This window comes from Chelativorans salis, assembly GCF_025336525.1.
GTDB classification, from domain to species: domain Bacteria; phylum Pseudomonadota; class Alphaproteobacteria; order Rhizobiales; family Rhizobiaceae; genus Chelativorans; species Chelativorans salis.
This window is the reverse complement of the sequence record NZ_JAOCZP010000003.1, coordinates 538,617-561,586: the sequence shown is the minus strand read 5'-3', so window position 1 is coordinate 561,586 and position 22,970 is coordinate 538,617. Positions and strand designations below refer to the sequence as shown.

The window sequence follows — 22,970 nt, the reverse complement described above, 5'->3', positions numbered from 1 at the left end:
TTAGCGCAGCACGCTGCATGTGGCGTTGTAAACGTTCCAGCGGTCGAAGCCGGCGATGCAGAACTCGACATTGTCGCCCATGGAGGCAAAGCCCTGGCCGTATTCGATCAGGTACCAGATGGGCCGGTCCCGGCCATCCGTCAGCCGCACCGTTGCTGCGCAGTAGCGCCGCTCGATGGGGCTGTTCGGCGTTGCCGGCTGATAGCGCGTCAGCCGTGCGCCGTAGAACTCTGCGATGCCGACATTGGGCAGATGCGGCACGTGGGTCACCTGATGGCGGAAACGGTGCGTGATGACCGAGCGCACGCTCTGGTGAGCGCAGACCGTGTCTTCCACGGCATAGATGCCGACAATGTCGGCGGCCTGTACGGAAAGCGGCGGGATGGTGGCCGCGATCGAAGCGGCAAGACCTGCGAGGAAGGCCGGTACGCGTGCCATGAGCGAATCTCTCCCGATGGTGAGTCTGTAAACGCCGGCGGCAGTCTCTGCTACCCGTCCACAGCGGTCAAGATGCCACCTCGATACCTGTCAGGGATCCCTCATCAGCGATATGAATGAGTGGCGCAAACACTTTTGAGCAAACTGGGCCTACGCGCCAGCGTCTAAAACGGCTACTCTCGCGCCCATGAACACACATGCAAACATCCATATCGGCCATTCTGCCTGTCCGCACGACTGCCCTTCGACCTGCGCCCTCGACGTCGAGATCGTCGATGGACGCATCGGCCGTGTGCACGGGTCCAAGGACAACAGCTACACCGCCGGCGTCATCTGCGCCAAGGTGGCGCGCTACGCGGAGCGCGTGCACCATCCCGATCGTCTTCTCAAGCCGCTGGTGCGCGCCGGCGCCAAAGGGGAGGGGGAATGGCGCGAGGCAAGCTGGGAAGCCGCGCTCGACCGCGTGGCAGAGGAATTCCTGAAGGCGGAGGAAAGGTTCGGTAGCGAGACGGTCTGGCCCTATCAGTATGCCGGCACGATGGGCCTCGTACAGCGCGATTCGATCCACCGCCTGCGCCACGCCAAGCGCTATTCCGACTTCTTCAGCACCATCTGCATCAATCCCGCCTGGGCCGGCTACGTCATGGGCACCGGCGACCTGCGAGGGCCGGACCCGCGCGAGATGGCCAAGGCCGACTGCGTCGTCATCTGGGGCACCAACGCGGTGGCCACCCAGGTCAACGTGATGACTCACGCGGTACGGGCGCGCAAAGAACGCGGGGCCAAGATCGTCGTCATCGACGTCTACGACAACGCCACCATGAAGCAGGCCGATCTCGGCCTGGTTGTGAACCCGGGCACCGACGGGGCGCTTGCCTGCGCGGTGATGCACGTTCTGTTCCGGGACAATCTTGCCGACTGGGAGTATCTGGAAAAGTACACCGACGATCCCAAGGGACTTGAAGCGCATCTGTCCACCCGCACGCCGCAATGGGCCGAAGCCATCACCGGTGTGCCGGCGGCCGAGATCGAGGCTTTTGCCCGGCTCGTGGGCGAGACAAAGCGAACCTATTTCCGCCTCGGCTACGGCTTCACGCGCAACCGCAACGGCGCCGTTAACATGCACGCCGCCCTGTCCATTGCAGCCGTCACTGGCTGTTGGAAACACGAGGGCGGCGGCGCCTTTCACTCCAACTCCTCGATCTTCGGCCTCGACAAGTCGCTGATCGAGGGGCACGCCTTGCGCGACCCTTCCGTGCGCGCACTCGACCAGTCGCAGATCGGCCGTGTTCTGACCGGCGACGAGGCGGCGCTCCATGGCGGCCCGCCCGTCACCGCCATGCTTATCCAGAACACCAACCCGGCCAATGTGGCGCCGGAGCAGCGGCTCGTGAAGCGGGGCTTCCTGCGCGACGACCTTTTCGTGTGCGTGCATGAGCAGTTCTTGACCGACACGGCCAAGCTCGCCGATGTCGTGCTGCCGGCCACCATGTTCCTTGAGCATGACGACATCTATCGCGGCGGCGGCCACCAGCACATCCTGCTCGGGCCGAAGCTGATCGACGCACCGGGCGAGGCGCGGCCGAACCTCTTCGTCATCGAGGAGCTCGCCAAACGCCTGGGCGTTGCGGACAAGCCTGGCTTCGGCCTGTCCGCGCGCGAGCATCTCGACTGGATGCTCGGCCGGCGTGGCCTCGGCACCTTTGACAGCTTCCGCCACGACCGCTGGGCCGACGTGCAGCCGGATTTCGATACGGCACACTTCATCGACGGCTTCGCCCATCCGGGCGGCAAGTTCCGCTTCCGCCCCGACTGGGAGGGAACGGCGGGCTCGACTCGTCCGCCGGAATCGATGGGCCTCCAGGGCCCGTACGGGCGCCTGCCGGAATTCCCCGACCATGTGGATTTCATCGAGGCCGCCGACCAGGAACATCCCTTCCGGCTCGCCACCTCGCCGGCGCGCACTTTCCTGAATTCGAGCTTCACCGAGACGCCGGGTTCGAAGAAGCGTGAGGGACGGCCGGAGCTGATGCTGCATCCCGATGACGCGGCGGGCCTGGGCATCGCCGCGGGCGACCGCGTGGAGGTCGGAAACGAGCGGGGCGAGGTGGTGCTGCACGCAAAGCTCACCGACGGCATGCGCCGCGGCGTCGTCATCGCCGAAGGCATCTGGCCCAACGGCGCCCACGAGCGCGGCGAGGGCATCAACGTGCTGACAGGCGCCGACGCCATCGCGCCGCACGGAGGCGCCGCGTTCCATGACACGAAGGTGTGGGTGAGGGCGGCTCTGGTATAGGAGAATGGGAACGCCCGCCGTGGCGCTCCCTCTTATGCCCGCGGCGGCGCCGTGGACGCGCGGACGACGAGCTCCGTATCGATCTTCTCCCGCCAAATCTCGCCGGTGTGATCCACGATCACCTGCACGGCCCGGCGGCCGATCTCGGCGATCGGCTGATGGACCGTGGTGAGGGGAGGGGTCGAGGTGGCGCTTTCAGGCACGTCGTCGAAGCCGACGATGGAAACGTCTGCGGGCACGGAGAGCCCTTTCGCCTTGAGCCAGTCGAGCGCGAAGAAGGCGATTCGATCCGATTGGGCGAGGATCGCCGTCGGCGGGGAGGGCGAAGCAAAAATCTCCTCCAGAGCCGAGTGAACAGTTTCCCTGTCACTCAGCGTCTCGAAGATCGGCACGTCTCTCGTGTCGATGCCGAACGCCTCCAGCGCCTCGAAGTAACCCTTCACGCGGTCGCGCGAGGTCGTGTAGCTTGCCGCGTTCACCCGCTCCATGGTTGCCCTGCCGGAGCTGTCCTCGATGAATTCCATGGAGAGGATGGCAAACCGGCGGTGGCCGAGTTCTGCCACATGTCGGGCGGCCCGCCGTGCTCCTTCAATATTGTCGATGCTGACCACCGACATGGTATCGTTGCCATCGTGGAAATCCAGCGCCACGAACGGCAGCTGCCGCTCACGCGACAGGGCAATCAGCCGTTCCGCACCCTTGAGGCAGAAGAGGATGAAGCCGTCCACAACCGCGCTGCGTACGTTCCAGGCGAGCTCTTCCTCGTTTGCCGCCGAAACCAGCGAAATGCCGATACCGCTGGCATCGCACGCTTCGGTGATGCCGGCCATCAGGAGCCGCGCGTACGGATCTTCGAAGAAGTAGGCGAGCGGCTCCACCGTCGCGACGCCGATGGCGTTCACCTTTCCGGCGCTGAGCATCCGCCCCTTCGGGTCCGGGCCGCGATAGCCGATCGATTTTGCCACCTCGAGGACCCGCTCGCGAACTTCCTCCCGCACGATGTTGGGCCTGTTGAAGACGTTGGAGGCCGTACCCTTGGAAACGCCCGCCGCCTTGGCCACATCGTGCAGCGTGGGTGACTTTCCAAAATCGATCTTCGCCATGCTTCCTCTTTCAGCCGATTTCTAAGCTCTTGATTTAGCACGAATCTTGAACCGGTTCAAAATTGCTTGACGAATGCTTTGGAGCATGTATCATTTGAACCGGTCCAAAAGCCGATTTACCCACGGTTTGAACCGGTCCAATATATGCGATTGTACAGGAAGGTGTGCAATTGCCTGGGAAGGAGTGACAAAATGTCCACGACAGCTATTTTCGGAGAATTCCGCAAAGGACGCGTCAGGTACGACTTTCTCGGCACGCTGCTGGCAGGTTGGCGCGCCATGCGGCTTCATCGTCGCGAGCGCCGGGCGATAGTCGCAATCTCTCGTCTGGACCCGCGCCTCATCAGCGACATGGGCTTCGATCCGGAGCGGATTTACGAGGCACTGGACGGCAGCTGGGACGAGGTCGATCCCGCCAACTTCCGGCTTTACTTGCCGATGAAGGCGCGCATTTGAGATGCGGCCGGCGATGGCGCATCCGATTCTCGGCTAACTGTGGAACTGGCCGCACATTGGCAGCTACGAAATACGCGCCGGCCGCTTCTTCTGGTGGTAGGTCAAAGCCATTGCAATGCAATGGGTTAGGGCATCGACCGGAAGCGGGTCGCTAGCTTTGAACAAGAGCGCTCGCGTGCCTTCGAAGGAGAATAGTGCAGGATACTGGGCTTCGAACTGTTCCACCAGGCTCGATTGGCAGTGAACGAACACGGCGCAGTCATGAGCGGGTGACTTGGGAATGCCGAGGCGGATGGTGCTGCCCGACTTCGTTTTCGAGGTCAGATAGGCGGGCTGCCCCCATTTCAACGTCTCTTCCAACGGGCCGACGCCGGATGTCGAAGCAGCGGTGGCGAAGATAAGATCGCGAATGCGCATGAGATGCTCTCTCGCAGGCTCGCCAAATGCACGGAAAGCCTGCTCCACACGCTTGTCCGCGAATTCATGCTTGCGCGCCATTGCCGATCCTATGTTCTGTTCTGGATCTGGAATGGGATGAAGCAGATCATTACCGCCATCGGCCGTCAATCGCCTGCAGGGTCGTACCTATCACCGCCTAGGGCGTGCGCCGCGCCAGGTCCTCCAGGTTCATCGCTTCTTCCATTGAAGACGGCACCAGCAGGCTGGCGTGTTCGCCCCAGCCGATATCGCTCTCTGTGGAGAATACCGTCTTGCCGCCTTCCATGCGCGCCTTGCCGGTTGCGACCAGTGCGAGGGCGAGGGGGTAGAGCCGATGCTCCGCCTTCAGAACACGCTCGGCGAGGTGCTCTTCCGTATCACCGGGAAGCACCGGCACCGCTGCCTGGGCGATGATCGGGCCGCCATCCGTCTCCGCCGTGACGAAGTGTACCGTGCAGCCGTGGATGCGCATGCCTGCTTGCAGCGCCCGAGCGTGGCTCGACAGGCCCTTGAAGAGTGGCAGGAGCGAGGGATGGATGTTGATCATCCTGCCCTGCCAGCGGGCGACGAAGTCGGGGCTCAAAAGCCGCATGAAACCGGCCAGGCAGATGATCTCCGCTCCCTGGGCGGCAAGTGCCTCTTCCAATGCCGCCTCGTGTGCGGCTCTATCGGCGTGTTCGGTGCGCGGCACCGCCACCGCACCGATTCCGGCAGCCTCGGCCGCGGCCAGCCCCGGCGCGTCCGCCTGGTCGCTGACGACACCGGTGATCTCGGCCGGATAATCGGTCTCGGCGGCGGCACGGATGAGGGCGCTCATATTGGTGCCGCGGCCGGAAATGAGGACCGCCGTCTTTTTCTTCGTCATAGGTCGAGCTCTCTCCGGTAGATCACGCCTTTCTCACGCCGCGCCACGACGCTGCCGAGCGTTTCCACATGCTCGCCCGCCTGCTGCAGCACGGCGGCCACCTGTGCCGCCTGGCCCGCCGCCACCACGGCTATCATGCCGATGCCGCAGTTGAACGTGCGCAGCATCTCCTCCGGCTGCACGCCGCCTTCGCCGGCGAGCCACGAGAAGACTGGTGGCACCTCGATGGCTGAAAGGTCGATTTCCGCCGCGTAGACCTGCGGCAGGACGCGCGGCAGGTTTTCGGGAAAGCCGCCACCGGTGATGTGCGCCAGCGCCTTGATGCCGTGTGTGCCGGAGATCGCATTGAGCAAGGGCTTCACGTAGATGCGCGTCGGCTCCAGAAGGGCTTCGGCGAGCGTCCGGTCCGCGTCGAAGGGGGCGGGCGCATCCCATGCGAGGCCGCTTTGCGCGACGATCTTGCGCACCAGCGAGAAGCCGTTGGAGTGCAGCCCCGAGGAGGCGATGCCGAGGATGACGTCGCCTTCCACGACATCGTCGGTAGGCAGAAGCCTGCCGCGCTCGGCAGCGCCCACGGCGAAGCCGGCAAGGTCGTAGTCGCCGTCTCGATACATGCCCGGCATTTCTGCCGTCTCACCGCCGATCAGCGCGCAGCCGGCCTTGCGGCACCCCTCGGCAATGCCGGAGACAATCGCTTCCCCCTGGTCCGGATCGAGCTTGCCGGTGGCAAAATAGTCGAGGAAGAAGAGCGGCTCCGCACCCTGCACGACGAGGTCGTTGACGCACATGGCGACGAGGTCGATGCCAACCGTGTCATGTTTGTTCGCTTCGATGGCGACCTTCAGCTTGGTGCCCACGCCGTCGTTGGCGGCCACCAGAACCGGGTCTGAGAAGCCGGCGGCCTTGAGATCGAACAGGCCGCCGAAGCCGCCGATTTCGCCGTCCGCTCCCGGCCGGCGCGTGGTGCGCACCAGCGGCTTGATTTTCTCCACGAGGGCGTTGCCCGCGTCGATGTCCACGCCGGCATCGGCGTAGCTGAGCCCGTTCTTCTTGTCGCTCATCGATTGCCCCATTGGCACTTCTCCCGGCTATTGGCACGAAGCAGCATGTGACCGCAAGGAGCGTGGCGTTCGGCGCACAGGCAAGATATACCCCGCTTACCAGCCTATGGATCAATACTTTTCTCTTGAAGCGGCGGGAACGGCCGGCCATCTATGCCGCTAAAGACTTGAGGAATGGCGGGACCGGGACGACGGTGGAGACAAAGGCTTGACCATCCCCAACATCATCACGCTTGTCCGGTTCCTGCTCGTGCCGGCGGTCGTCTTCGCGCTTTTGACGGAGGAGGTGGATTGGGCCTTCGCCGGTTTCCTCGCCGCGGCCGTCTCCGACGGCGTCGACGGCTTCATCGCCCGCCAGTTCGATCAGCGTAGCGAGCTCGGCGCCTATCTCGACCCCATCGCCGACAAGCTGCTGCTCGTCAGCGTCTTCGTGGTGCTCGGCTATATGGGCCACCTGCCGCTGTGGCTGGTGGTGGCCGCCGTTTCGCGCGATGCGCTGATTATCGGCGGGGTGGTGCTGGCGACCGTCATGGGCAATCCGGTGGCCATGAAGCCGCTCTTCGTGTCGAAGGCCAACACGCTGGCGCAGTTCCTGCTTGCTGCACTGGTTTTGGCCAGCCTGTCGCTCTCCTTCACGCTGGGTATCTTCTATGATGGCCTTGTCTATCTTTGCGGGCTCTTGACCGTAGCTTCCGGCGCGGCCTATCTCGTGTCCTGGATCAAGCACATGGGCGGCTATGTCGACACCGGCACCCCACAAGGACGAGGCTGACAGGACGCCGGGGCGGGGCGGGCTTGCGCGGCAGGCCGTCTTCTGGCTCATCGCGGCAAGCGTTCTTGTCCTCTTCCTCTATGTCTTCAGCTCCATCCTGCTGCCATTCCTGGCCGGCATGGTGCTGGCCTATTTCCTCGACCCGGTGGCCGACAAGCTGCAGCGGATCGGCCTGTCGCGGCTGGCCGCGACCATCGTTATTCTGATCGCCTTCGTCGTCGCGCTGGCGCTGGCGCTGATGGTGGTCATTCCCGTGCTGAGCAACCAGCTGATCGAGTTCGCCGAGCACTTGCCGGACTACCTTTCCCGCCTTCAGGCCCTGATCACGACCCTCGATCCCGGGTGGTTCGAGGAGACGGTAGGGGTAAATCCGCAAACCCTGCAGGAGGGGCTGACTTCGCTGCTGGCGCAAGGCACCGGTTTCCTCGCCGCATTGTTCGGGTCGATCTGGAGCTCCGGTCTGGCGCTGGTCAACCTGGCGAGCCTCTTCGTCGTCACGCCGGTGGTCGCCTTCTACATGCTCCTCGACTGGGACCGCATGATCGAGAAGGTGGACAATTGGGTGCCGCGCGAGCATCTGGAGACGGTGCGCCAGATCGCCCGCGACATCAACACTGCCACAGCCGGCTTCGTGCGCGGACAGGGCACGCTGTGCCTCATCCTCGGCGTCTTCTATGCGGTGGGACTGACGGCGGTGGGCCTCAATTTCGGCCTGCTGATAGGGCTTTTCGCCGGCCTTATCAGCTTCATTCCCTTCGTCGGCTCGCTGGTGGGGCTGGCCCTGTCGGTGGGGGTGGCAATCGTCCAGTTCTGGCCGGAGTGGTATTGGGTGGCGGCAGTGGCGGCGATCTTTTTCGCGGGACAGTTCATCGAGGGCAACCTCCTCCATCCCTGGCTGATGGGGCGCAGCGTGGGACTCCATCCGGTGTGGCTGATGTTCTCGCTCTTTGCGTTCAGCTATCTGTTCGGCTTCGCCGGCCTTCTGATCGCCGTGCCGACCGCTGCGGCGATCGCCGTTCTGGTGCGCTTCGCGCTGGCGCGCTACATGGCCTCTCCCCTCTATAGCGGCGATAAGCCGACCGAAGCGGATGCGAAGAACGGCGGAAAATGACACCAAGTGGGCCTCCGCCGCGGCAATTGCCGCTCGACCTTGCGCATGAAGAAGCGCGCACGCGCGACGACCTGGTGGTCACGCCGGCCAACGCGCGCGCCGTGGCGCTGGTGGAAAGCTGGCCCGACTGGCCGTCCTCCGTCACCGTGCTGGCGGGGCCGGCGGGGGCGGGCAAGTCGCATCTGGCCGCGATCTGGCGTGCTCATTCGGGCGCCCGGCAGGTGGCCGCCGACAGGATCGACGGCGCGACCCTTGCCGCGGCTGAGCACGGGCCGGTGCTTGTCGATGACGCCGACAGCGCTGCGCGCGACGAGACCGCCCTCTTCCATCTCATCAACACCGTGAGGGGTGCTGACACTCATCTGCTTCTCACCGCGCGGCGTTTCCCCACCGGCTGGGGCGTGCGCCTGCCCGACCTTCTGTCGCGCCTCAAGGCGGCGGCGCTGGTGGAGATCGACGAGCCGGACGATGTGCTTCTGGCCGGCGTCATCGTAAAACTCTTCGCCGACCGTCAGGTGGCGGTGGAGCCGCATGTGGTACAGTTCCTGGTGCGCCGCATCGAGCGCTCGCTGTCGACAGCACAACAGGTCGTGGAACGCCTCGACCGCGCCGCGCTCGAGCGCAAGACGCGCATCACACGGGCGCTGGCCGCAGATGTCGTCGGCGCCATGGAGACAGGGTGATGCGATTCACGGGTGATTTCCCTGCCGCGCGCTTGAACGGGCCGCGGGCGTCGATTAGATGAAGCCATGTTTTGTCTCAGGCTGTCCTTCGCCGTCGCCGTTTTGGCAACGGTGGCGGTATACCCCCTTGCGCAAATCTTGCCGGGCTGGATGGCCTGGGAGGACCAGGCTATAGAACACGCTGGCTTGCTCGTCCTTCTGGTCGGCATGGTGGCAGCGCTCGTTTATCAGCACCGGTCGGATGAGCGGGCGTGGAAATGGTTCTGGCGCGCCGCGGCGCCGCTCTGGTTCATCCTGTTGGCGCGCGAACTGAGCTGGGGCGCGGTATTCTATCCGCCCACCCAAATGACCGGTGACGGGCCGATCTTCTCTTCTGACCATCTCTGGTACAAGCCGGCGGTCTATCCGATTGTTGCCCTGCTCGGCGTGGCGGTCGTCTATATCGTCCTGCGTCATCGCCTCGTGAAGAAGGTTGACGAAGTGATCCGCGCGGGCGCTGCACCGTGGCTTGAGACGCTGCTGGCGGTTATATGCGTCGCGGTCGCGACGGTTGCCGAAGGGCACGGGGGCGCACTGAGCCGCTGGATCGGCGGCCATTCGATGCTCGTCGAGGAGCTTGCGGAACTGGCGGCTGCCCTGTGGCTTTTTACCGGACAGGCGCGTGTGCGGGTGTTCCAGTTCAAAGAAAGCCGCACCGGGGACTTGCTCCGCACATCGTGAGACTATAGGGAATTCTGCGCCACGGAGCGTAGTGCAGCCTGGTAGCGCATCTGCTTTGGGACCATGTGTGTTCAGACCGAATTCCCCTTGTTTTTCTTATTTTTATCTGCCTCATCACCCTGTTTCACGGGATTTTCCGTGGGAGTGGCTGCTTCCATTCCTGCACGCAGGTCATCGTCGGTCACGTGCGCATAGCGCGATGTTGTCTTCAGGTCGGAGTGGCCTAAAAGCTTCTGAGCCAGCTTCAGATTGCCGGTTCTTCTGACAAGCCTGGTCGCTGCGGTAGGGCGGCTATCATGGAAGCGGAAATTCACAACGCCCGACCTCCTGCGCGCCCTGCGCCACTCCGTCTTGAACCCCTCCATCGTAATGGGACGGACGGTCCCGGCGTCTTTCCTCGGCATCTTGGCCACGTAGGTGAAGACGTGTTCCACGTGCTTGCCGTGCTCGGCTTTCAGGAGTGCGTAGAGCGCCTTCGTCATCGGGATCGTGCGAAGCCTGTTGCCCTTCCCAAGGACGGTAATATTGCGGTTGAAGAAATTGATGTTGTTCCACGTCAAGCCGACTATCTCAGCGCGCCGGCATCCCGACAGAATGGCGAACCAGAAGGCCGGCGCATAGTCGCCACGGAGCGCGCTTGTCAGCTTCGCCTCTTCCTCTTCGGTCGCCTCCCGAATCCGCTCCTGCGGTTCCTTTAGGAGATGCTGCTTCCACTCGATGTCCTGAACATCCTGCTTCCACGTCTTGCGTGCGCGGTTGAGTATGGCGCGTAGGGGCTCACACACGCTCCTGTTGATTGTGGCGCTGGAGTACTTTCGTTCACCGCGCCTCTTGGCTACCAGTCTGGCGACCTCGGCGTCATCAATTTTCGACAAGAGCGTGTGCTTGCCGATATTCTCCTGAAGCCATTCTAAGTAGCGCTCGGCATCCACGCGGTTGGCGAAGTGCTGCGCCTTCTCTTCCCAGTAAAGCGTCGAAGCGACCATGAATGTCATCGGCGCGTTGCGCGGTGCAACCTTAGTTTTCAGCTCTTGCCGGAGCGCCTTTTCGAAGGCTTCTGCTTCGCGCTTTGTCGTGCAATCCGTCGAGCCCGAAAATCGATCCCACGATATTGAAAGTCGTAGCTATAGACCGCCTGGCCCGATCTCCGATAAACTGACATCTGTGCGCTCTCTCCTCCAGAAACGCTTGCAGGTCTGCGAGATCATAGCGCCGCGTCTCGCGCTTCTCTCCCAAGCCGACGTTGATGTAGCGGATATGCCCAGCGCGAGTGAGGGCGCGCAATTGCTTATCCGAAACGCACAGTTCGCGCGCTGCCTGCGATGGCGTGAGAAGACGCTCTAGCCGCACGACGTTAGCGAGAACTGGCTGAAGTTTGGTCTGAGATTTCGTGGCGGTGCGCTCGTATACTGCTACGTTCGGTTTCATGATGTTCAACCCGCTCTGTTCCGGACCCTCATCATCGTTGCTCCTTGGCCGGGCCAGCAAGCAGCGCTTCACGCGCATGACTTTCCTCCGACGCCGCCTCGGAAACCCTCCCTCATGACAGCAAGACAATAGCGCCGATTTAGTCTATGAGTCGAGTCTATTACTCAAGTTCAACTAATAATTGAACAGCGTCATAAGCCGAATTACTCATCTAAAAGGGAAATCTTTGGCGATTAACTAAGATCATCTCGAGCAACGAATCCTTGTTACTAAAAAATGGACAAAGGATTCACTTCGTTTTTGTTCCTCGCAATCCTTCCTCTGGGGCGACCGAATCCTGCGACTCAAGTCCAGTCCCCGAATCCGGTGGCAGCCTCATATTCAGATGAGACCTTCGAAACCTCAGCACGCGCTGGTTGAAAATTTCGCTTATTGCGGTCGCCTAGGGCGGCGGGGCAAGCGCGTCGTCGAGCCACATCATCCGGCTACGCACGATCGCAAGCACGGCCTCCTCGGCAAGTGTGCGGGTCGGTAGCGGCATAGTGATCACCCCTCCATTCGCAGGGTCATCGCGAATGGAGATCAATCGCAAGATGTTGGGATTGATGCCTGCACAGCTGCAGACGTCAGTGAACAGCGCCGTACCTGGAATTGGGCAGCTGCGGTGCTCCAATTATGTCATGCAGCTGCCGGGCTGCCTCCAGCCAGGTTTTCTTGACATCCGCTTCCGCTTCGGACCAACGCTTGCCAGCCTCGAATTCGTACAAGAGCCTTGCCGTGCTCTCCAACTCGTCGCCACGCACTTGATGCAATGCCCTCATCGTCTCCCCCTAATCCGGCACGTCTCTTGCCGCCTTCGTCTCCTTGGGCGCTTCGACCTTCACAATCTTGGCCAGGTGAAAGGGGGCGACATTAGCCAGCGCTCGCTCGGTGGCATTGATCTTAGCAGCGTCGCTCGTGGTGATCGCCGGGCTCGTCGCCATGACCTTCTCGATGGCCTCCAGCGACCGTTTCGACACCTCTCCCGTCATCGCGATCTTATGGTCTGTCTCATCGAGCTGGCCGAGCGTCTCGGCTTTCTTCGCGTCATCGCCATACTGCGTCACCGCTTCCCTCACGCGCTTAAAATAGGACGCGAGGCTACGCTTGCTTTCCTCCACGACGGGTATTTGCCGGACTCGGGTGTGCTACTCCGTCTCGCCGCCGGCGTTTGCGAACGTAGCGGAGACCACCGTGCCGAAGCTCAGAGCGTCTGTGAACTTGTTGAGCAACTCGCTGAAATGAGAGGTTTTCGGGTCTTCCTCAACAACTTCCGGAAATGCCATGCTCACCTCTCTCAGCGCACCCGCACCCAACGCGCAACGCTCAAGAACTGCATAGGTACTCATTTCGGCAAGCCCCGTAACCGTCGTGAGCGCATCGGCGTTCTGCCTCCCCGCCATTACAAGAATCTGGCTCGGGTCGATGTCTGTAAGCACGTCCTCGCTTTCGAAGGCGTTCGCGGCCTTTAGATATGTGTCAGCGGAAGTGTCGAAGAATACTGCCGCCGCTTCGGCTTCCGTCTGCACGCCGTCTAAATCTGATGATTCGAAGGCTCTCAACATTGCCATGAGGTGTTCGCCGCCTTCATAGAAGGCCGAGGCTGCCTCCACCACCAATTGCTGTTGTTCCTCGTCTCCAACGTGATCAATATTGCAGAATCCGCGCGCAAGCGCGGAGGCGGGAAATGAAATGGCCGCGCAAAGCAGCGTCACCACTGCTCCCGTCGTCACAACCGTGCTCATGATTTTCGCCCCTCCTTTCTTGGTTTCTCTTTCTCGTCCTTCACCCCAAGCTCCTCGGCAATAAACGTTCTAAATTCAGCCGCGTGAAATTGCTTGAGCTTGGACCATCGGCGACGGAAGACGGGCAGAGAAAGCGTAACCTTCATGTCCGCCTTGAACGCCTCCCAAGCATTGGTCGAGATGCCTCCGAGCGAATACAGGTCATACATTGTCGCAAAGTGATTGATGACCATGCCCGCCACCATCTCCTGCTGCACTTGTGGCGTCAGGCCCGTAGTTCCCATCAGCAGAGGCCGCAGATCTTCGTTCTCGAGAATTCGCCATTGCAGCTCCTCGCTGCGGGCAGTGACATGACTAACGGTCGATGCTCGATACATCTGCGCCGCCAGTTTGATCTGGTAGGCGGCAAAGACCAACGCCCCTGCGGCAATGAGGGCGGCAATCGTATCGATGACCGTTGAGAAGTTCTGGCCGAGCCAAGCGGCAGCCATGCACGCGAATTCCGTCAGCCATTGCATGTCACCCTCGCCACCTGCGACCCCAACCGAATATATCACATACCGTTACGCGATGAAATCTATCCGCATGGTAGGGTATCCTACGGGCGAGTGGATTGCCCTATGGCGATGCTGACGAGGTATACACTTGTGATAAGCTTTGGGCGGACGAGGGGTGTTCATGGCGCGAGGGGCTTTGCCCCCGCGCCGGTTTGAATTGCCATAACGTGTCGGAGGATGAGACGGGCTGGGACTTCCTAGTCGAGTTCTCAGGAGCTTGAGGATGGATCAGCAGAAGCTCACCTAATCCGGGAAGCAATCAAAGAATTTCCTGGCAACCATTGCCTGCCTATCATTGATGCAGAATCAATTGAGGGAAATTGCCACGGCCATAGGCATGGGAATGCCGGGATTAGACAGGAGAATAATCAGGCGGATCGACAACGAGAGCATCATCGCTCACGTGAAGGCCGACATTCGTAGCGACTTCATCCTCGCGCCCCACTACAACGCGATCTTTAACCGATCAGGCGATGATCTTTGGGAACAGCTCAAGCAGCAGCTGAGTGCGGGAACTTACCAGCCCGACCTACCGATCACTATGAGCGTCCCGAAAGAGCGCTTCTTCACGCGCCCCGGCAGCATCCTGAGGCCCGCCGATAGGTTCCTGTACCAGGCATTGGTCGATAACATCATGGGCGAGCTAGAAGGTAGCCTGGACCGCGGGCGATCCTTCAGCCACTTACCGTCGGAGGAGACTGGGCAGATATTCGAACCGAACCACGAGTCGTGGGAGCGTTTCCAAGCCCGCGTCGCAGAGATTTGCGAACGGAGCGAGTTCATCCTCAAGGCGGACATCTCGCACTATTTTGAACGCCTGCCTCAGCACCACCTCGTAAACCTGATGACGGCTGCGGGATGTGCGCAGGAGGTGGTCAGCCTGCTTGAAGAGATGATGCTCGCGTTCAGGGAACGAAACTCCTTCGGGATAATCCAGGGCGTGTATCCATCGGACGCGCTAGGCAACTTCTTCCTGTCCGATTTTGACGCGTACTGCGAGCTCGCCGACATCCTCTCAGCCCGCTATGTCGACGACATCTACATGGGTTTCCCTTCCGAAGCTGAAGCACGCCAGGGGCTCGCCGGCTTGATTGAGACCCTGCGAAAGGATGGCCTGCACCTGAACGAGTACAAGTCGAAGATCATGCCGGCGGACGAGGTGATCAGAGAGGAGACCGCCATCGACCGTCTTTTCGACGAGATACGTGAAGAAGTGGAGGATGACGAGTCCTATGAGCGTGCCAGCCCCTATGGCTTCGAGGTGGAGTGGGAGGAGGACGAAGAGGATGAAGATGACGAGGACGAAGACGACGTGCATGACCTCGAGAATGCTGCCGTCGAGCACTTGATGGAGAACATCGGCGACTACCCGAACCATGAGGTCCAGATCGAGAAGTTCTGCCTTCCGATCTTGCGTTCCGCTGCGTCGGACATCGCCGTAGAGCACGTGCTCGAAAACCTGAAAGAGAAACCACATCAGACGCGACTGTATTTCTCCTACGTCTCCACGTTCGTTCGTTCAAACCAAGATGTGGCAGACGCGCTGGAAAAACTGACATCGGACAACACGGTGTCGGACTACCAGAGGATGTTCCTATTGGCGGCTTTGCTCAGGGCCCGAACTGTCGAAAGGGCGACGGTAAACACCGCGATACAGTGGCTTCAGAACCCTCAGGTCGCAAAGGAGACGCGGGCTATGGCGGCGGTCTTCGCGGCCAAGCATGGAGTAGCCGTGCAAAAGAGGGCCGTCCGGACGTCCTACGAGGGTGAGCAATCGGACTACGTGCGCAGCGCGATACTGTATGCGTCCAAGTACCTGAGCACTGTCGAGCGCAAGACGTGCAAGCGGGCTTGGGGAGGACACGGCGCAATCAACACGCTGATCGCCAAGGCCATTTGAACAGTGTATGTGTGCGTTGTACGTTGTATGAAGGCTTTTAGCACTGTGCTGTTCAGGCTCTGCCTACTTCAGAGGCACGCCCCTCACAGCCCCGGAACGCCACCGCCCCTCCCAGCGGCTCAAGCGGCTGCAATACATTTCGGATGGGCTACCCTAATCGGCCTCCGAAATGGTCTGCTTCACCGCCTCAATAGCGATCTGGTACATGGCTATCTCTTCGATGAAAGGCTTCATGTCGTCAGTATCAACGCTGCCCGTCGTTTGATGCAGGTCGTCTATTCGCTCGGCCAAGTCCCTTCGGAAGTGCACAAGCGCAGCCAAAAGTCCCTGAAAGTCGGGTGTGTATGGCATTTTTGTCTCCAAGGATGCCTGCTCTCAAACTGATCTCTCGCGTATTAGTAATTGCACATACAGACGTAATAGCTTCCGTCAGGTACTAGCTCGCATTTTCCCCCTGCGGCCTTGCATCCGTTCGACACACATGTACCGGCCGCTCCAGTGAAGCAGCTTGGCTGTAGAGCCTCGTCATCGGTTACAGGTCGCCCCAGCCTCCTCTCGACAACACGTCTGTATTCTTCGACGGACAAGGGTTGGAGATAGCTTCTACCGTCAATAGATGTGATCTTGAATCCATGAGGGAAAACCACGGAATCTAAGCAATTCGCGATGCCGGATTCTTCCAAAACCTTAGCCAGTTGTGTGCTTACGGTACGCACGGCAGATCCCCCAATAATTCTGTGCAGTTGAACAATATTGAATGGGCCATTGGCTGGCTCGAAAGTCAACCCTGACTAAATCACCTGAGCCGAATCATCGAGATCACTGCGGCCACGACCGTAATCTAGCTAGCGAGCAACGCGCTGGGCATCCGTCGTCTTATGCGAAGGCGGTTAGTTTCTCATTCGCCGCCGCGTGGGTGGCAGCGCGGCTTTCGACGGGGCGCTGGCGTCGTGCTAATAAATTGCGCGGCGGCAGGTGGATGGCGAGACCAAGCCAATCCGGTAGGTGACACGAAGGGAAAAATTCTACCCCAGCCAGCCCTTCGACGCTCATTTCTGGTGTTCTGCGGCTCAGACTTTTGAACCAGCGGACGCGCAAGTTGCGGACATGCGTGGCGCGTCTCCAGTACCGTCGTTCGCACTACTACTGGAGTCTACGCCCGTTGCAGACTTCCCATGAATTACCTCACGAGAAAAGGTTGCGAGGCATAGCGTACCGGGAGAATTATATTGGGGAATGAGGCTGCGGTCTTTGATCGAACATTGATTATGGGCAACGGCGGGTGCGGAAAGACCTAGCTCGCCCGTCGGCTTGGGCATGCAGTCGGCATTCCAGTCATCCACTTGGACGACCTGCATTGGGAGCCGGGCCGTTGCGGCGTCTCCCGCGACAGGGCGCTCCGGGACGCCGATGTGCAAGCGGCGGCACACGCTGACACCTGGATCATGGAGGGCGTGTACGGACAGCTGGTGAACTTGGTCTTCAGTCGGATCACCGCTCTTGTCTGGATTGATCTGCCGGAAGCAGAGTGCATCGCGAACATCATGCAGAGAGGCACCCAATACGGCGAAAGCCAGGAACAGTTTCAAGACCTTCTCGACTGGGTGGCAGGATACAGGACCAGGGCAAAGAACTGGAACTCCTTCGAAAGCCATTCCAAACTGTTTGCGGCGTTTCCTGGGCGCAGATGGCAATTGTCCAGTCGGAATGAAATCGCCGCATTTGTCGAGCACGTTGTTGAGGCTTCGGTTGCGGCCAAAGATGCATCAGGTGGCAGTGCTGGTGAATGTCCTTGGCCGAAGTGAAACGTTGCGCCTAAAGCGAACCGCTTAGAGCACAGCGGTCAAAATGAACTCCGGCGTCTCGAGCAGAGCGTCGGTACGCATTGCCCGGGTTCCATGCTCGGCCACGTCGCCCGATCGTACGAAGAAGCGAGCGTGAACGACCTCCGCTGCGCTTCGGCCACTGTGTGGTTGGCTATGGGGATCGCAGAGGAGGGCTTGTTGCTCGTGAGCCATCGGATCCGCTATATCGAAGACATTGCTATTTTGAGAAGTTTTGAGGCGCGCGTTGAACATCCAGGCTGCGGACGAAATATTCGCTGAGGCGAACCGGCGGGGACTACGGCGCGTCCTTATTGTCACCGCCATCCCGCTCGAGATGCGCGCAGTCCGAACCCATCTCGAAGACCTCGGCGACAAGACGCTCAAAAATGACAAGATTGTCGAAATAGGGCTGTTCTCGTACAATGGCGACGATTGCTTGGTCGTCGTCGCGGAAAGCGGTGCGGGCAACGCCGACGCTCAAGCCATGGTGACCAGTGCCGTCAGTGGGTGCGGCCCGTTTGATATGATCCTGTTCGTTGGTATAGCGGGATCGCGCAAGGTAGATGTTCCCATTGGTTCCGTTGTCGCGTCCAAGAAAATTTACAATCCTTACTCAGGGAAGTGGGAGAAGGGTGAGTTCTTTCCCCGACCGACGCTGCTTCCGGCGGATCGTGCGCTGATCAGCTTGGCAACGAAGACCGAGCGAGATGGTCGGTGGCAAGACAGAATACGCCCGGCCCGTCGCGCGACGTTTCCTGAGGAGAAGGACTATCCAAAGCCGTATCCACCAAATGCGTTCGTTGCTGCGATCGCATCGGTAGAGGCGGTTTCAGCGGACAAGGAGGGGCAGCTCGAGCTGATCATTAAGAAGCATTACGGCGACGCCTATGCTGTCGAGATGGAAGGCAATGGCGTCCTCACCGCAGCGGAAGCCGAGAACATTCCCGCGATAATTATTCGCGGCATTTCGGATATGGCCGGCGAGGACAAGGACCCAATCAGGGATGCACTCTATCAGCCGATCGCCGCAGCGCATGCAGCGGCCTTCGCGTTCGAGCTGATTGCGCTGCGCATGGAGCGATATCCCGGTTCCACTCTGGGCACTGGACAGGTGCCATTCCCGGTCATCGCTCCGCCGCCTGAGCGGCTCCCGTCACCGGAAAGCGACCAAGGAGAGCGAACGAACGTGGCGTTCTCGTTCGCCGGTACCCTCGACGATTTTTCGCCCGAACGCTGCGAGGAGATTGCAAAGTCACTTCGAGAATATCTGGGTGACCCGTCGATCACGCTCGAACGCACCGAAAGCGGTTCGTTCCACATGGTGTTCTCTCTGCGTAAGAGCGATGTCGCGCGAGTACACGAACCGGGATTGGCCGACCTTTTGCGTTCGAGGTCCGGTTTCCCGCTAGAGAGCATTCTCGACGAGCGCATTTTCGATGAAGCGCGCCGGTCGCATGACTCTCTCGAAAGAGCTTCGCGCGAACTGCTGGACTGGACCAACTCACTTCCGGACGGAACGGAGATACCGCGCCCAGAGCTCGCAACACTTCTTGAGAATGTCGACAAGAAGGAAGGGACCACAATCGCGGTGCTCGGTGATCCCGGCTCGGGTAAGTCCGCCTTGCTTTCTAGGTTCGCGCTGGCACTTCGTGACAGAGGAACGCCATTCCTTGCTGTGAAGGCGGACCTGATCGACCCGTCCGTTTCCGACGAGGAAGCCCTCACAAACGCGCTGGGTCTCGACGCATCAGTGTCAGATCTTCTCTCGAAACTTTCGCTTCTGCAGCCAGTCGTGCTCATCGTCGATCAGCTGGATGCCCTTGCGACATACATCGACCTGAAGACAGGACGTCTAAATGTCCTTCTCAATATCGTTCGGCGTTTGGGCGCACGGGACAACATTCACATTGTGCTATCCTCGCGCACCTTCGAGTATGAGCATGACACGAGGCTGAAGACGGTTCGTGCAGAGAGCCTGCTGCTCGATCTGCCTCCTTGGAGCACCGTTCTTGAAATCCTCGAGCGTAACGGCGTCAAGGCCGACGGATGGCCGCAAGATGCGCAGCGGCTGATGCGCTCGCTGCAAACGCTTAAGACGTTCCTGAGCCTGCTCAAAGAAGGCGGCAGGGACGTCTTCACAAATTATCAAAAGCTCCTCGATCGCCTCTGGAAAGAAAGAATTCTGGCAGCGCCGGAGGGTGGCGCGCTCGCGGCCCTGGTGTCGGAGATCGCCGAGGACATGGCCAGCCATGAGAACCTTTGGGTTCCGAGCGCGAGGTACGCGGCGAAGGCCGCCCGAGTTTCAAGGTTGATGGCCGCTGGAGTGCTCACCGATTTCGGCACAGACGGCAAGATCGGGTTCACGCATCAAACACTCTTTGAGCATGCCCTCGCTCGTTCCTTTGCCGAGAAGGACGGACGATTGTCGGCTTACGTGCTCGGACGTCAGGCCTCATTGTTCATTCGCCCCAAGATGTGGGCAGGTTTATCGTACCTGCGCGAGGTCGATCCCCAAACGTATGCATCGGAACTGGAGGCAATCTGGTCACGCAAGGACCTGCGCAGGCATCTGCGCTTTCTTCTCGTCGAGTTCTTGGGAAGTCAGGCTGTCCCTCTTGAGGAAGAGGTGCACCTCATGGAGTCTGCGCTCTCTTCTGCGACGCGGCGTGTAGCGCTTCAGGCAATTCAAGGCAGCGCGGGGTGGTTCGCGCGTTTCAAGAATACAGCGATCCGGACGGCCATGACCACCGCAGAAGAGGAAGGCATCGCAACGATGTCCCTCATTCGCGCTCAGCAATTTGATAGCGATGGCGTCTTTCGTCTCCTCAGTGAGGTGTGGCTTCCGAAGCCCGAACACGACGGAAGCATGTGGGCTGTACTCCAGGAGTCGCCCCGTTGGACGGAAGGTCATCTCGATCTCGCACGGACGATCATCAGGCGAACCGAAATAGCGGATTTTGCCTTTGAGTATGGCGTGTCGACTATCGGTGTTGATCAGCCCGATATCGCACTCAAGCTAAGCCTAGAGCGCTTGGATAATCAGCTCGCTGACACTATCGCGGAGTCGTCGAAGCGGGTTGCCACGAAGCGCGCTGAGGACGATGAGTCATTGTCGTATTATCTCCATGCCTCGCCCTCAGAACCTTTCCACAGATTGATTGAGAAAAGCGATGGCTACGAGATGCTCGACGAGATCGCGCGTCAGGCACCGAAGCTGTTCCTCGAGATCCTGTGGCCATGGCTCGATCGTGCGCTAACCGCATTGCGCGACCTCAAGGGTGAGCACGACAATATCGGATACGCTATCCCCTATGGCGTCGATCCGCGCTTCGAGGAAGAGGAAGGCGGCCGTCTTGGGGATCATGCGCTCCTAGCCGCTTACATCACGGCGCTCGATGCGCTCGCAACGGACGATCCTCGCGCGTTCGAGATCTGGCTTGCGCAGCATGAGAAGGACGATTTCGTCCCGGTGCAGCGACTGCTCGCTCACACGCTCGCAACGCACGCCGCGCCGTATGCCGACCTTTCACTGGCGTATTTGATGTCTGACACGCGGCGTCTACACCTGGGCGACGTTGCGGACGGTTCGGGCACCACCAAGAGGCTGGTTCGGGCGGCCGCGGAGCACTGGTCGGATGAACAGATCAAACAGTTCTCCCAATACATTCACAACTACGAGTTACCGGCGAGCGGCGAGCGCGAGCCGAAGCAGCGGCAAAGGTTCCTTCGGGCGGTTGAGCGTCTTAAGCTGGAAATCTTGCAGGCTTTGCCGCAACAACGACTTCCCGGCGAGACGTCGCAACGCGTCGCCGAGGGTGTTCGTCGATTTGGAGAGAAACGCGGACCGTCGGGTATCGAAGGACCTCGCTGGATTGGCTCCCCGATGTCCGCCGACTCGATGAACAAGGCAAAGGATGAGGAAATCATCAATGCGTTCAGGAAGCTGCCTGATGCGACAGGCTGGGACAATCCCAAGGACTGGATGCAGGGCGGGAATATACAGCTATCTCGAGAATTTGCGAGCTTCGCCAAACTCCATCCGGACCGAGCGTTCAAGATCATCGCCAAGTTTGAGCCCGCTTTCGGCACGAGGGCGGCCGGATATGCTCTAGAAGCCTTGGGAGAGGTTGTTGATTCAGTTCCTTTCGAACAAGCAGTTGTTGATCTCGAGGCCCGCGAGTTCGAAGGCGAGGAATACAGGAACAGTGTGGCGCGCGGCCTTGAAAGGCTTCTGATCCGCGACCTGCGTCTGAGCGATTCGATCGTGGAACTCCTCAAGAGCTGGCTGAGCCCTGCAGGCAACGTGCCTGAAGATATCCAGATCGACGATGACGACGAGGAAAGCCTGCTAGACACTGGCAGCGATGCCAACAAGAATGTCTCAAGGGAAGAGTCCATCTTGTGGGGCATGGGCGGCTTCAGCGTTCTTCCGCACGGCAACTATTCCGTGCTCGAGGTCCTTTCGCGAGTCTACCTCCAGCGGAAGGACCCGGACGCTCTCATCGATCTCCTCCGGGCTCATTTGCAGTCAGGCGACGACGTCAAAGTGTGGACGGCGCTGCTGCGTTTCATGCAGTACATCCGCCCCGACGATCCCAGCGACTTCCAAGCCTTCCTCAAGGACCTGTTCAACCGCTATCCCGGTCTCGAGACAACCCGAGAAGTTGCGGTTCTTCTGGCGCACTTGCAGTGGCAAATTCCTGAACTTGTCCGCGATGTCATCGATCGCTGGAGCACACACTCCGCTGCCCTGGTTCAGCAGGCAAGGGGCGAACTCGCGTCACTCATTTCGATCGTGCGGCCAGAACTCGGTTGGCCAAACGCCATGGTTGAGACGATCCTCAAGAAGGGGCCGCCCGATGCCGTGACCGGCGTGGCTTACGCCGCTGTCAATTTGTGGCCCGACGAGACTAGGCGACCGGCCGCCCTGACAGTTCTGAAAAGGACTATCCCGGTCGCCGATGATCGCGCGTGGTCGGCGATCATCGATGTCTTCCGCATCACGGACGACATTACGCCGATCCCTGAGTGGATTGAGCTTCTAGAAGATATCGCTTCGTCAATGGAGAAGCGCACCGGACTGCCTTCGGCCTTTATCGTTGACCGTCTTCAAACGCTGCTTCCGGATGCAGGCACACTTGTGGCGCGCATAGCGACGTCGCTCGTGGCAACCTGGAAGAGCGAACTGGGAGATTTAAGAACCGCCACCGCTTCTTCTGCAACGGACCTCGTCGACATCGCGATCACGTTGCATCGGTTGGGATCAGCGACGCGCGACCTCGGCACATCCTTGTTCGAAGATCTTCTTGAGGTGAACGCATACACCGCTCGGGAAACGCTTGATCAGATCGACAATCGGTTCCGTGGCGCAGCGCCATCGCAACGCCGCCGCCTCCAACGGCGAAACCGTCGTCCTCCTCGGCTGCGAACAGGCCGTTGAAATTCTAGTCATTGGTTGCGTCCGAGGTTGGCTTTCGGAGGTGCGTAGCTCAGGGATGCTAGGCGGGGGTTAACTCCGGCCCCACCGCAAAC

General features: G+C 60.3%; 20 protein-coding genes. 9 read left to right on the top strand and 11 right to left on the bottom strand.

Features of this window, described 5'->3' with window-relative positions:
* Positions 1–438 carry a hypothetical protein gene (locus N5A92_RS12810; RefSeq protein ID WP_260903218.1) on the bottom strand — a complete coding sequence of 146 codons (438 nt, stop codon included), beginning with the start codon at positions 436–438 and terminating at the stop codon, positions 1–3.
* A 187-nt stretch (positions 439–625) separates the two neighbouring features.
* Here N5A92_RS12810 and N5A92_RS12805 point away from each other — a divergent pair, with 187 nt between their 5' ends.
* A complete protein-coding gene (locus N5A92_RS12805; protein ID WP_260903217.1) occupies positions 626–2,734 on the top strand; it encodes a molybdopterin-containing oxidoreductase family protein in 2,109 nt (702 codons plus the stop codon).
* 32 nt (positions 2,735–2,766) lie between these two features.
* Here the strand turns inward: N5A92_RS12805 and N5A92_RS12800 are convergent, their stop codons facing one another.
* Positions 2,767–3,837 (bottom strand): LacI family DNA-binding transcriptional regulator, encoded by a 1,071-nt coding sequence (locus N5A92_RS12800; protein ID WP_260903215.1) that lies wholly within the window; start codon positions 3,835–3,837, stop codon positions 2,767–2,769.
* Between the two features lie 192 nt (positions 3,838–4,029).
* Here N5A92_RS12800 and N5A92_RS12795 point away from each other — a divergent pair, with 192 nt between their 5' ends.
* Positions 4,030–4,293, top strand: a complete 264-nt coding sequence (locus tag N5A92_RS12795) for a hypothetical protein (RefSeq protein ID WP_260903214.1) — start codon at positions 4,030–4,032, stop codon at positions 4,291–4,293.
* A 63-nt stretch (positions 4,294–4,356) separates the two neighbouring features.
* Here N5A92_RS12795 and N5A92_RS12790 read toward each other — a convergent pair whose 3' ends face one another.
* Genes N5A92_RS12790 through purM form a run of 3 tightly spaced genes read right to left on the bottom strand, consistent with a single transcriptional unit; the run spans position 4,357 to position 6,657 of the window.
* Positions 4,357–4,860, bottom strand: a complete 504-nt coding sequence (locus N5A92_RS12790; RefSeq protein WP_260903212.1) for a DUF1801 domain-containing protein — start codon at positions 4,858–4,860, stop codon at positions 4,357–4,359.
* 28 nt (positions 4,861–4,888) lie between these two features.
* Positions 4,889–5,596 carry a phosphoribosylglycinamide formyltransferase gene (gene purN, locus N5A92_RS12785; RefSeq protein WP_260903210.1) on the bottom strand — a complete coding sequence of 236 codons (708 nt, stop codon included), beginning with the start codon at positions 5,594–5,596 and terminating at the stop codon, positions 4,889–4,891.
* The gene (purM, locus tag N5A92_RS12780; RefSeq protein WP_260903206.1) at positions 5,593–6,657 is read right to left on the bottom strand and encodes a phosphoribosylformylglycinamidine cyclo-ligase; all 1,065 of its coding nucleotides are present in this window, start codon (positions 6,655–6,657) and stop codon (positions 5,593–5,595) included. The genes purN and purM overlap by 4 nt, the downstream gene beginning before the upstream one ends.
* 208 nt (positions 6,658–6,865) lie before the next feature.
* On the opposite strand from purM, the gene N5A92_RS12775 reads away from it, so the two are divergent.
* The 4 genes from N5A92_RS12775 to N5A92_RS12760 all read left to right on the top strand — a co-directional run bounded on the left by N5A92_RS12775 (position 6,866) and on the right by N5A92_RS12760 (position 9,943).
* Complete coding sequence (locus N5A92_RS12775; RefSeq protein ID WP_260903204.1) at positions 6,866–7,429, top strand: CDP-alcohol phosphatidyltransferase family protein; 564 nt, start codon at positions 6,866–6,868, stop codon at positions 7,427–7,429.
* The gene (locus tag N5A92_RS12770) at positions 7,395–8,540 is read left to right on the top strand and encodes an AI-2E family transporter (protein WP_260903198.1); all 1,146 of its coding nucleotides are present in this window, start codon (positions 7,395–7,397) and stop codon (positions 8,538–8,540) included. Before N5A92_RS12775 ends, N5A92_RS12770 begins: the two co-directional genes overlap by 35 nt.
* Entirely contained in the window at positions 8,537–9,223 is a 687-nt protein-coding gene (gene hdaA, locus N5A92_RS12765; protein WP_260903195.1) for a DnaA regulatory inactivator HdaA, read from the top strand. Before N5A92_RS12770 ends, hdaA begins: the two co-directional genes overlap by 4 nt.
* Before the next feature lie 186 nt (positions 9,224–9,409).
* Positions 9,410–9,943: a hypothetical protein gene (locus N5A92_RS12760; RefSeq protein WP_260903193.1), complete on the top strand. Its 534-nt coding sequence runs from the start codon at positions 9,410–9,412 to the stop codon at positions 9,941–9,943.
* Between the two features lie 71 nt (positions 9,944–10,014).
* Here the strand turns inward: N5A92_RS12760 and N5A92_RS12755 are convergent, their stop codons facing one another.
* From N5A92_RS12755 to N5A92_RS12735, 5 genes are all read right to left on the bottom strand, one after another.
* Positions 10,015–10,875: a tyrosine-type recombinase/integrase gene (locus tag N5A92_RS12755; RefSeq protein WP_260903191.1), complete on the bottom strand. Its 861-nt coding sequence runs from the start codon at positions 10,873–10,875 to the stop codon at positions 10,015–10,017.
* Between the two features lie 85 nt (positions 10,876–10,960).
* Entirely contained in the window at positions 10,961–11,449 is a 489-nt protein-coding gene (locus N5A92_RS12750) for a helix-turn-helix domain-containing protein (protein ID WP_260903188.1), read from the bottom strand.
* A 752-nt stretch (positions 11,450–12,201) separates the two neighbouring features.
* Complete coding sequence (locus N5A92_RS12745; RefSeq protein ID WP_260903184.1) at positions 12,202–12,477, bottom strand: PIN domain-containing protein; 276 nt, start codon at positions 12,475–12,477, stop codon at positions 12,202–12,204.
* A gap of 81 nt (positions 12,478–12,558) precedes the next feature.
* Entirely contained in the window at positions 12,559–13,155 is a 597-nt protein-coding gene (locus N5A92_RS12740) for a hypothetical protein (RefSeq protein ID WP_260903182.1), read from the bottom strand.
* The gene (locus N5A92_RS12735; RefSeq protein WP_260903180.1) at positions 13,152–13,673 is read right to left on the bottom strand and encodes a hypothetical protein; all 522 of its coding nucleotides are present in this window, start codon (positions 13,671–13,673) and stop codon (positions 13,152–13,154) included. The genes N5A92_RS12740 and N5A92_RS12735 overlap by 4 nt, the downstream gene beginning before the upstream one ends.
* A 349-nt stretch (positions 13,674–14,022) precedes the next feature.
* Here N5A92_RS12735 and N5A92_RS12730 point away from each other — a divergent pair, with 349 nt between their 5' ends.
* Positions 14,023–15,612 carry an RNA-directed DNA polymerase gene (locus N5A92_RS12730; RefSeq protein ID WP_260903175.1) on the top strand — a complete coding sequence of 530 codons (1,590 nt, stop codon included), beginning with the start codon at positions 14,023–14,025 and terminating at the stop codon, positions 15,610–15,612.
* A gap of 153 nt (positions 15,613–15,765) precedes the next feature.
* Here N5A92_RS12730 and N5A92_RS12725 read toward each other — a convergent pair whose 3' ends face one another.
* Entirely contained in the window at positions 15,766–15,963 is a 198-nt protein-coding gene (locus N5A92_RS12725; RefSeq protein ID WP_252409641.1) for a hypothetical protein, read from the bottom strand.
* Between the two features lie 977 nt (positions 15,964–16,940).
* Here N5A92_RS12725 and N5A92_RS12720 point away from each other — a divergent pair.
* On the top strand, positions 16,941–17,417 hold the full coding sequence (locus tag N5A92_RS12720) for a P-loop NTPase family protein (protein WP_260903605.1): 477 nt from the start codon (positions 16,941–16,943) through the stop codon (positions 17,415–17,417).
* A 265-nt stretch (positions 17,418–17,682) separates the two neighbouring features.
* Positions 17,683–22,878, top strand: coding sequence for a phosphorylase family protein (locus N5A92_RS12715; protein WP_260903171.1), 5,196 nt, complete (start codon positions 17,683–17,685; stop codon positions 22,876–22,878).
* Positions 22,879–22,970: the final 92 nt, after the last annotated feature.

Bases quoted from the DNA above. Each gene is read 5' to 3' on its own strand.
- N5A92_RS12810 (WP_260903218.1), bottom strand. From the start codon at position 438: ATGGCACGCGTACCGGCCTTCCTCGCAGGTCTTGCCGCTTCGATCGCG.
- N5A92_RS12805 (WP_260903217.1), top strand. From the start codon at position 626: ATGAACACACATGCAAACATCCATATCGGCCATTCTGCCTGTCCGCAC.
- N5A92_RS12800 (WP_260903215.1), bottom strand. From the start codon at position 3,837: ATGGCGAAGATCGATTTTGGAAAGTCACCCACGCTGCACGATGTGGCC.
- N5A92_RS12795 (WP_260903214.1), top strand. From the start codon at position 4,030: ATGTCCACGACAGCTATTTTCGGAGAATTCCGCAAAGGACGCGTCAGG.
- purN (WP_260903210.1), bottom strand. From the start codon at position 5,596: ATGACGAAGAAAAAGACGGCGGTCCTCATTTCCGGCCGCGGCACCAAT.
- purM (WP_260903206.1), bottom strand. From the start codon at position 6,657: ATGAGCGACAAGAAGAACGGGCTCAGCTACGCCGATGCCGGCGTGGAC.
- N5A92_RS12770 (WP_260903198.1), top strand. From the start codon at position 7,395: ATGTCGACACCGGCACCCCACAAGGACGAGGCTGACAGGACGCCGGGG.
- hdaA (WP_260903195.1), top strand. From the start codon at position 8,537: ATGACACCAAGTGGGCCTCCGCCGCGGCAATTGCCGCTCGACCTTGCG.
- N5A92_RS12750 (WP_260903188.1), bottom strand. From the start codon at position 11,449: ATGCGCGTGAAGCGCTGCTTGCTGGCCCGGCCAAGGAGCAACGATGAT.
- N5A92_RS12740 (WP_260903182.1), bottom strand. From the start codon at position 13,155: ATGAGCACGGTTGTGACGACGGGAGCAGTGGTGACGCTGCTTTGCGCG.
- N5A92_RS12735 (WP_260903180.1), bottom strand. From the start codon at position 13,673: ATGCAATGGCTGACGGAATTCGCGTGCATGGCTGCCGCTTGGCTCGGC.
- N5A92_RS12725 (WP_252409641.1), bottom strand. From the start codon at position 15,963: ATGCCATACACACCCGACTTTCAGGGACTTTTGGCTGCGCTTGTGCAC.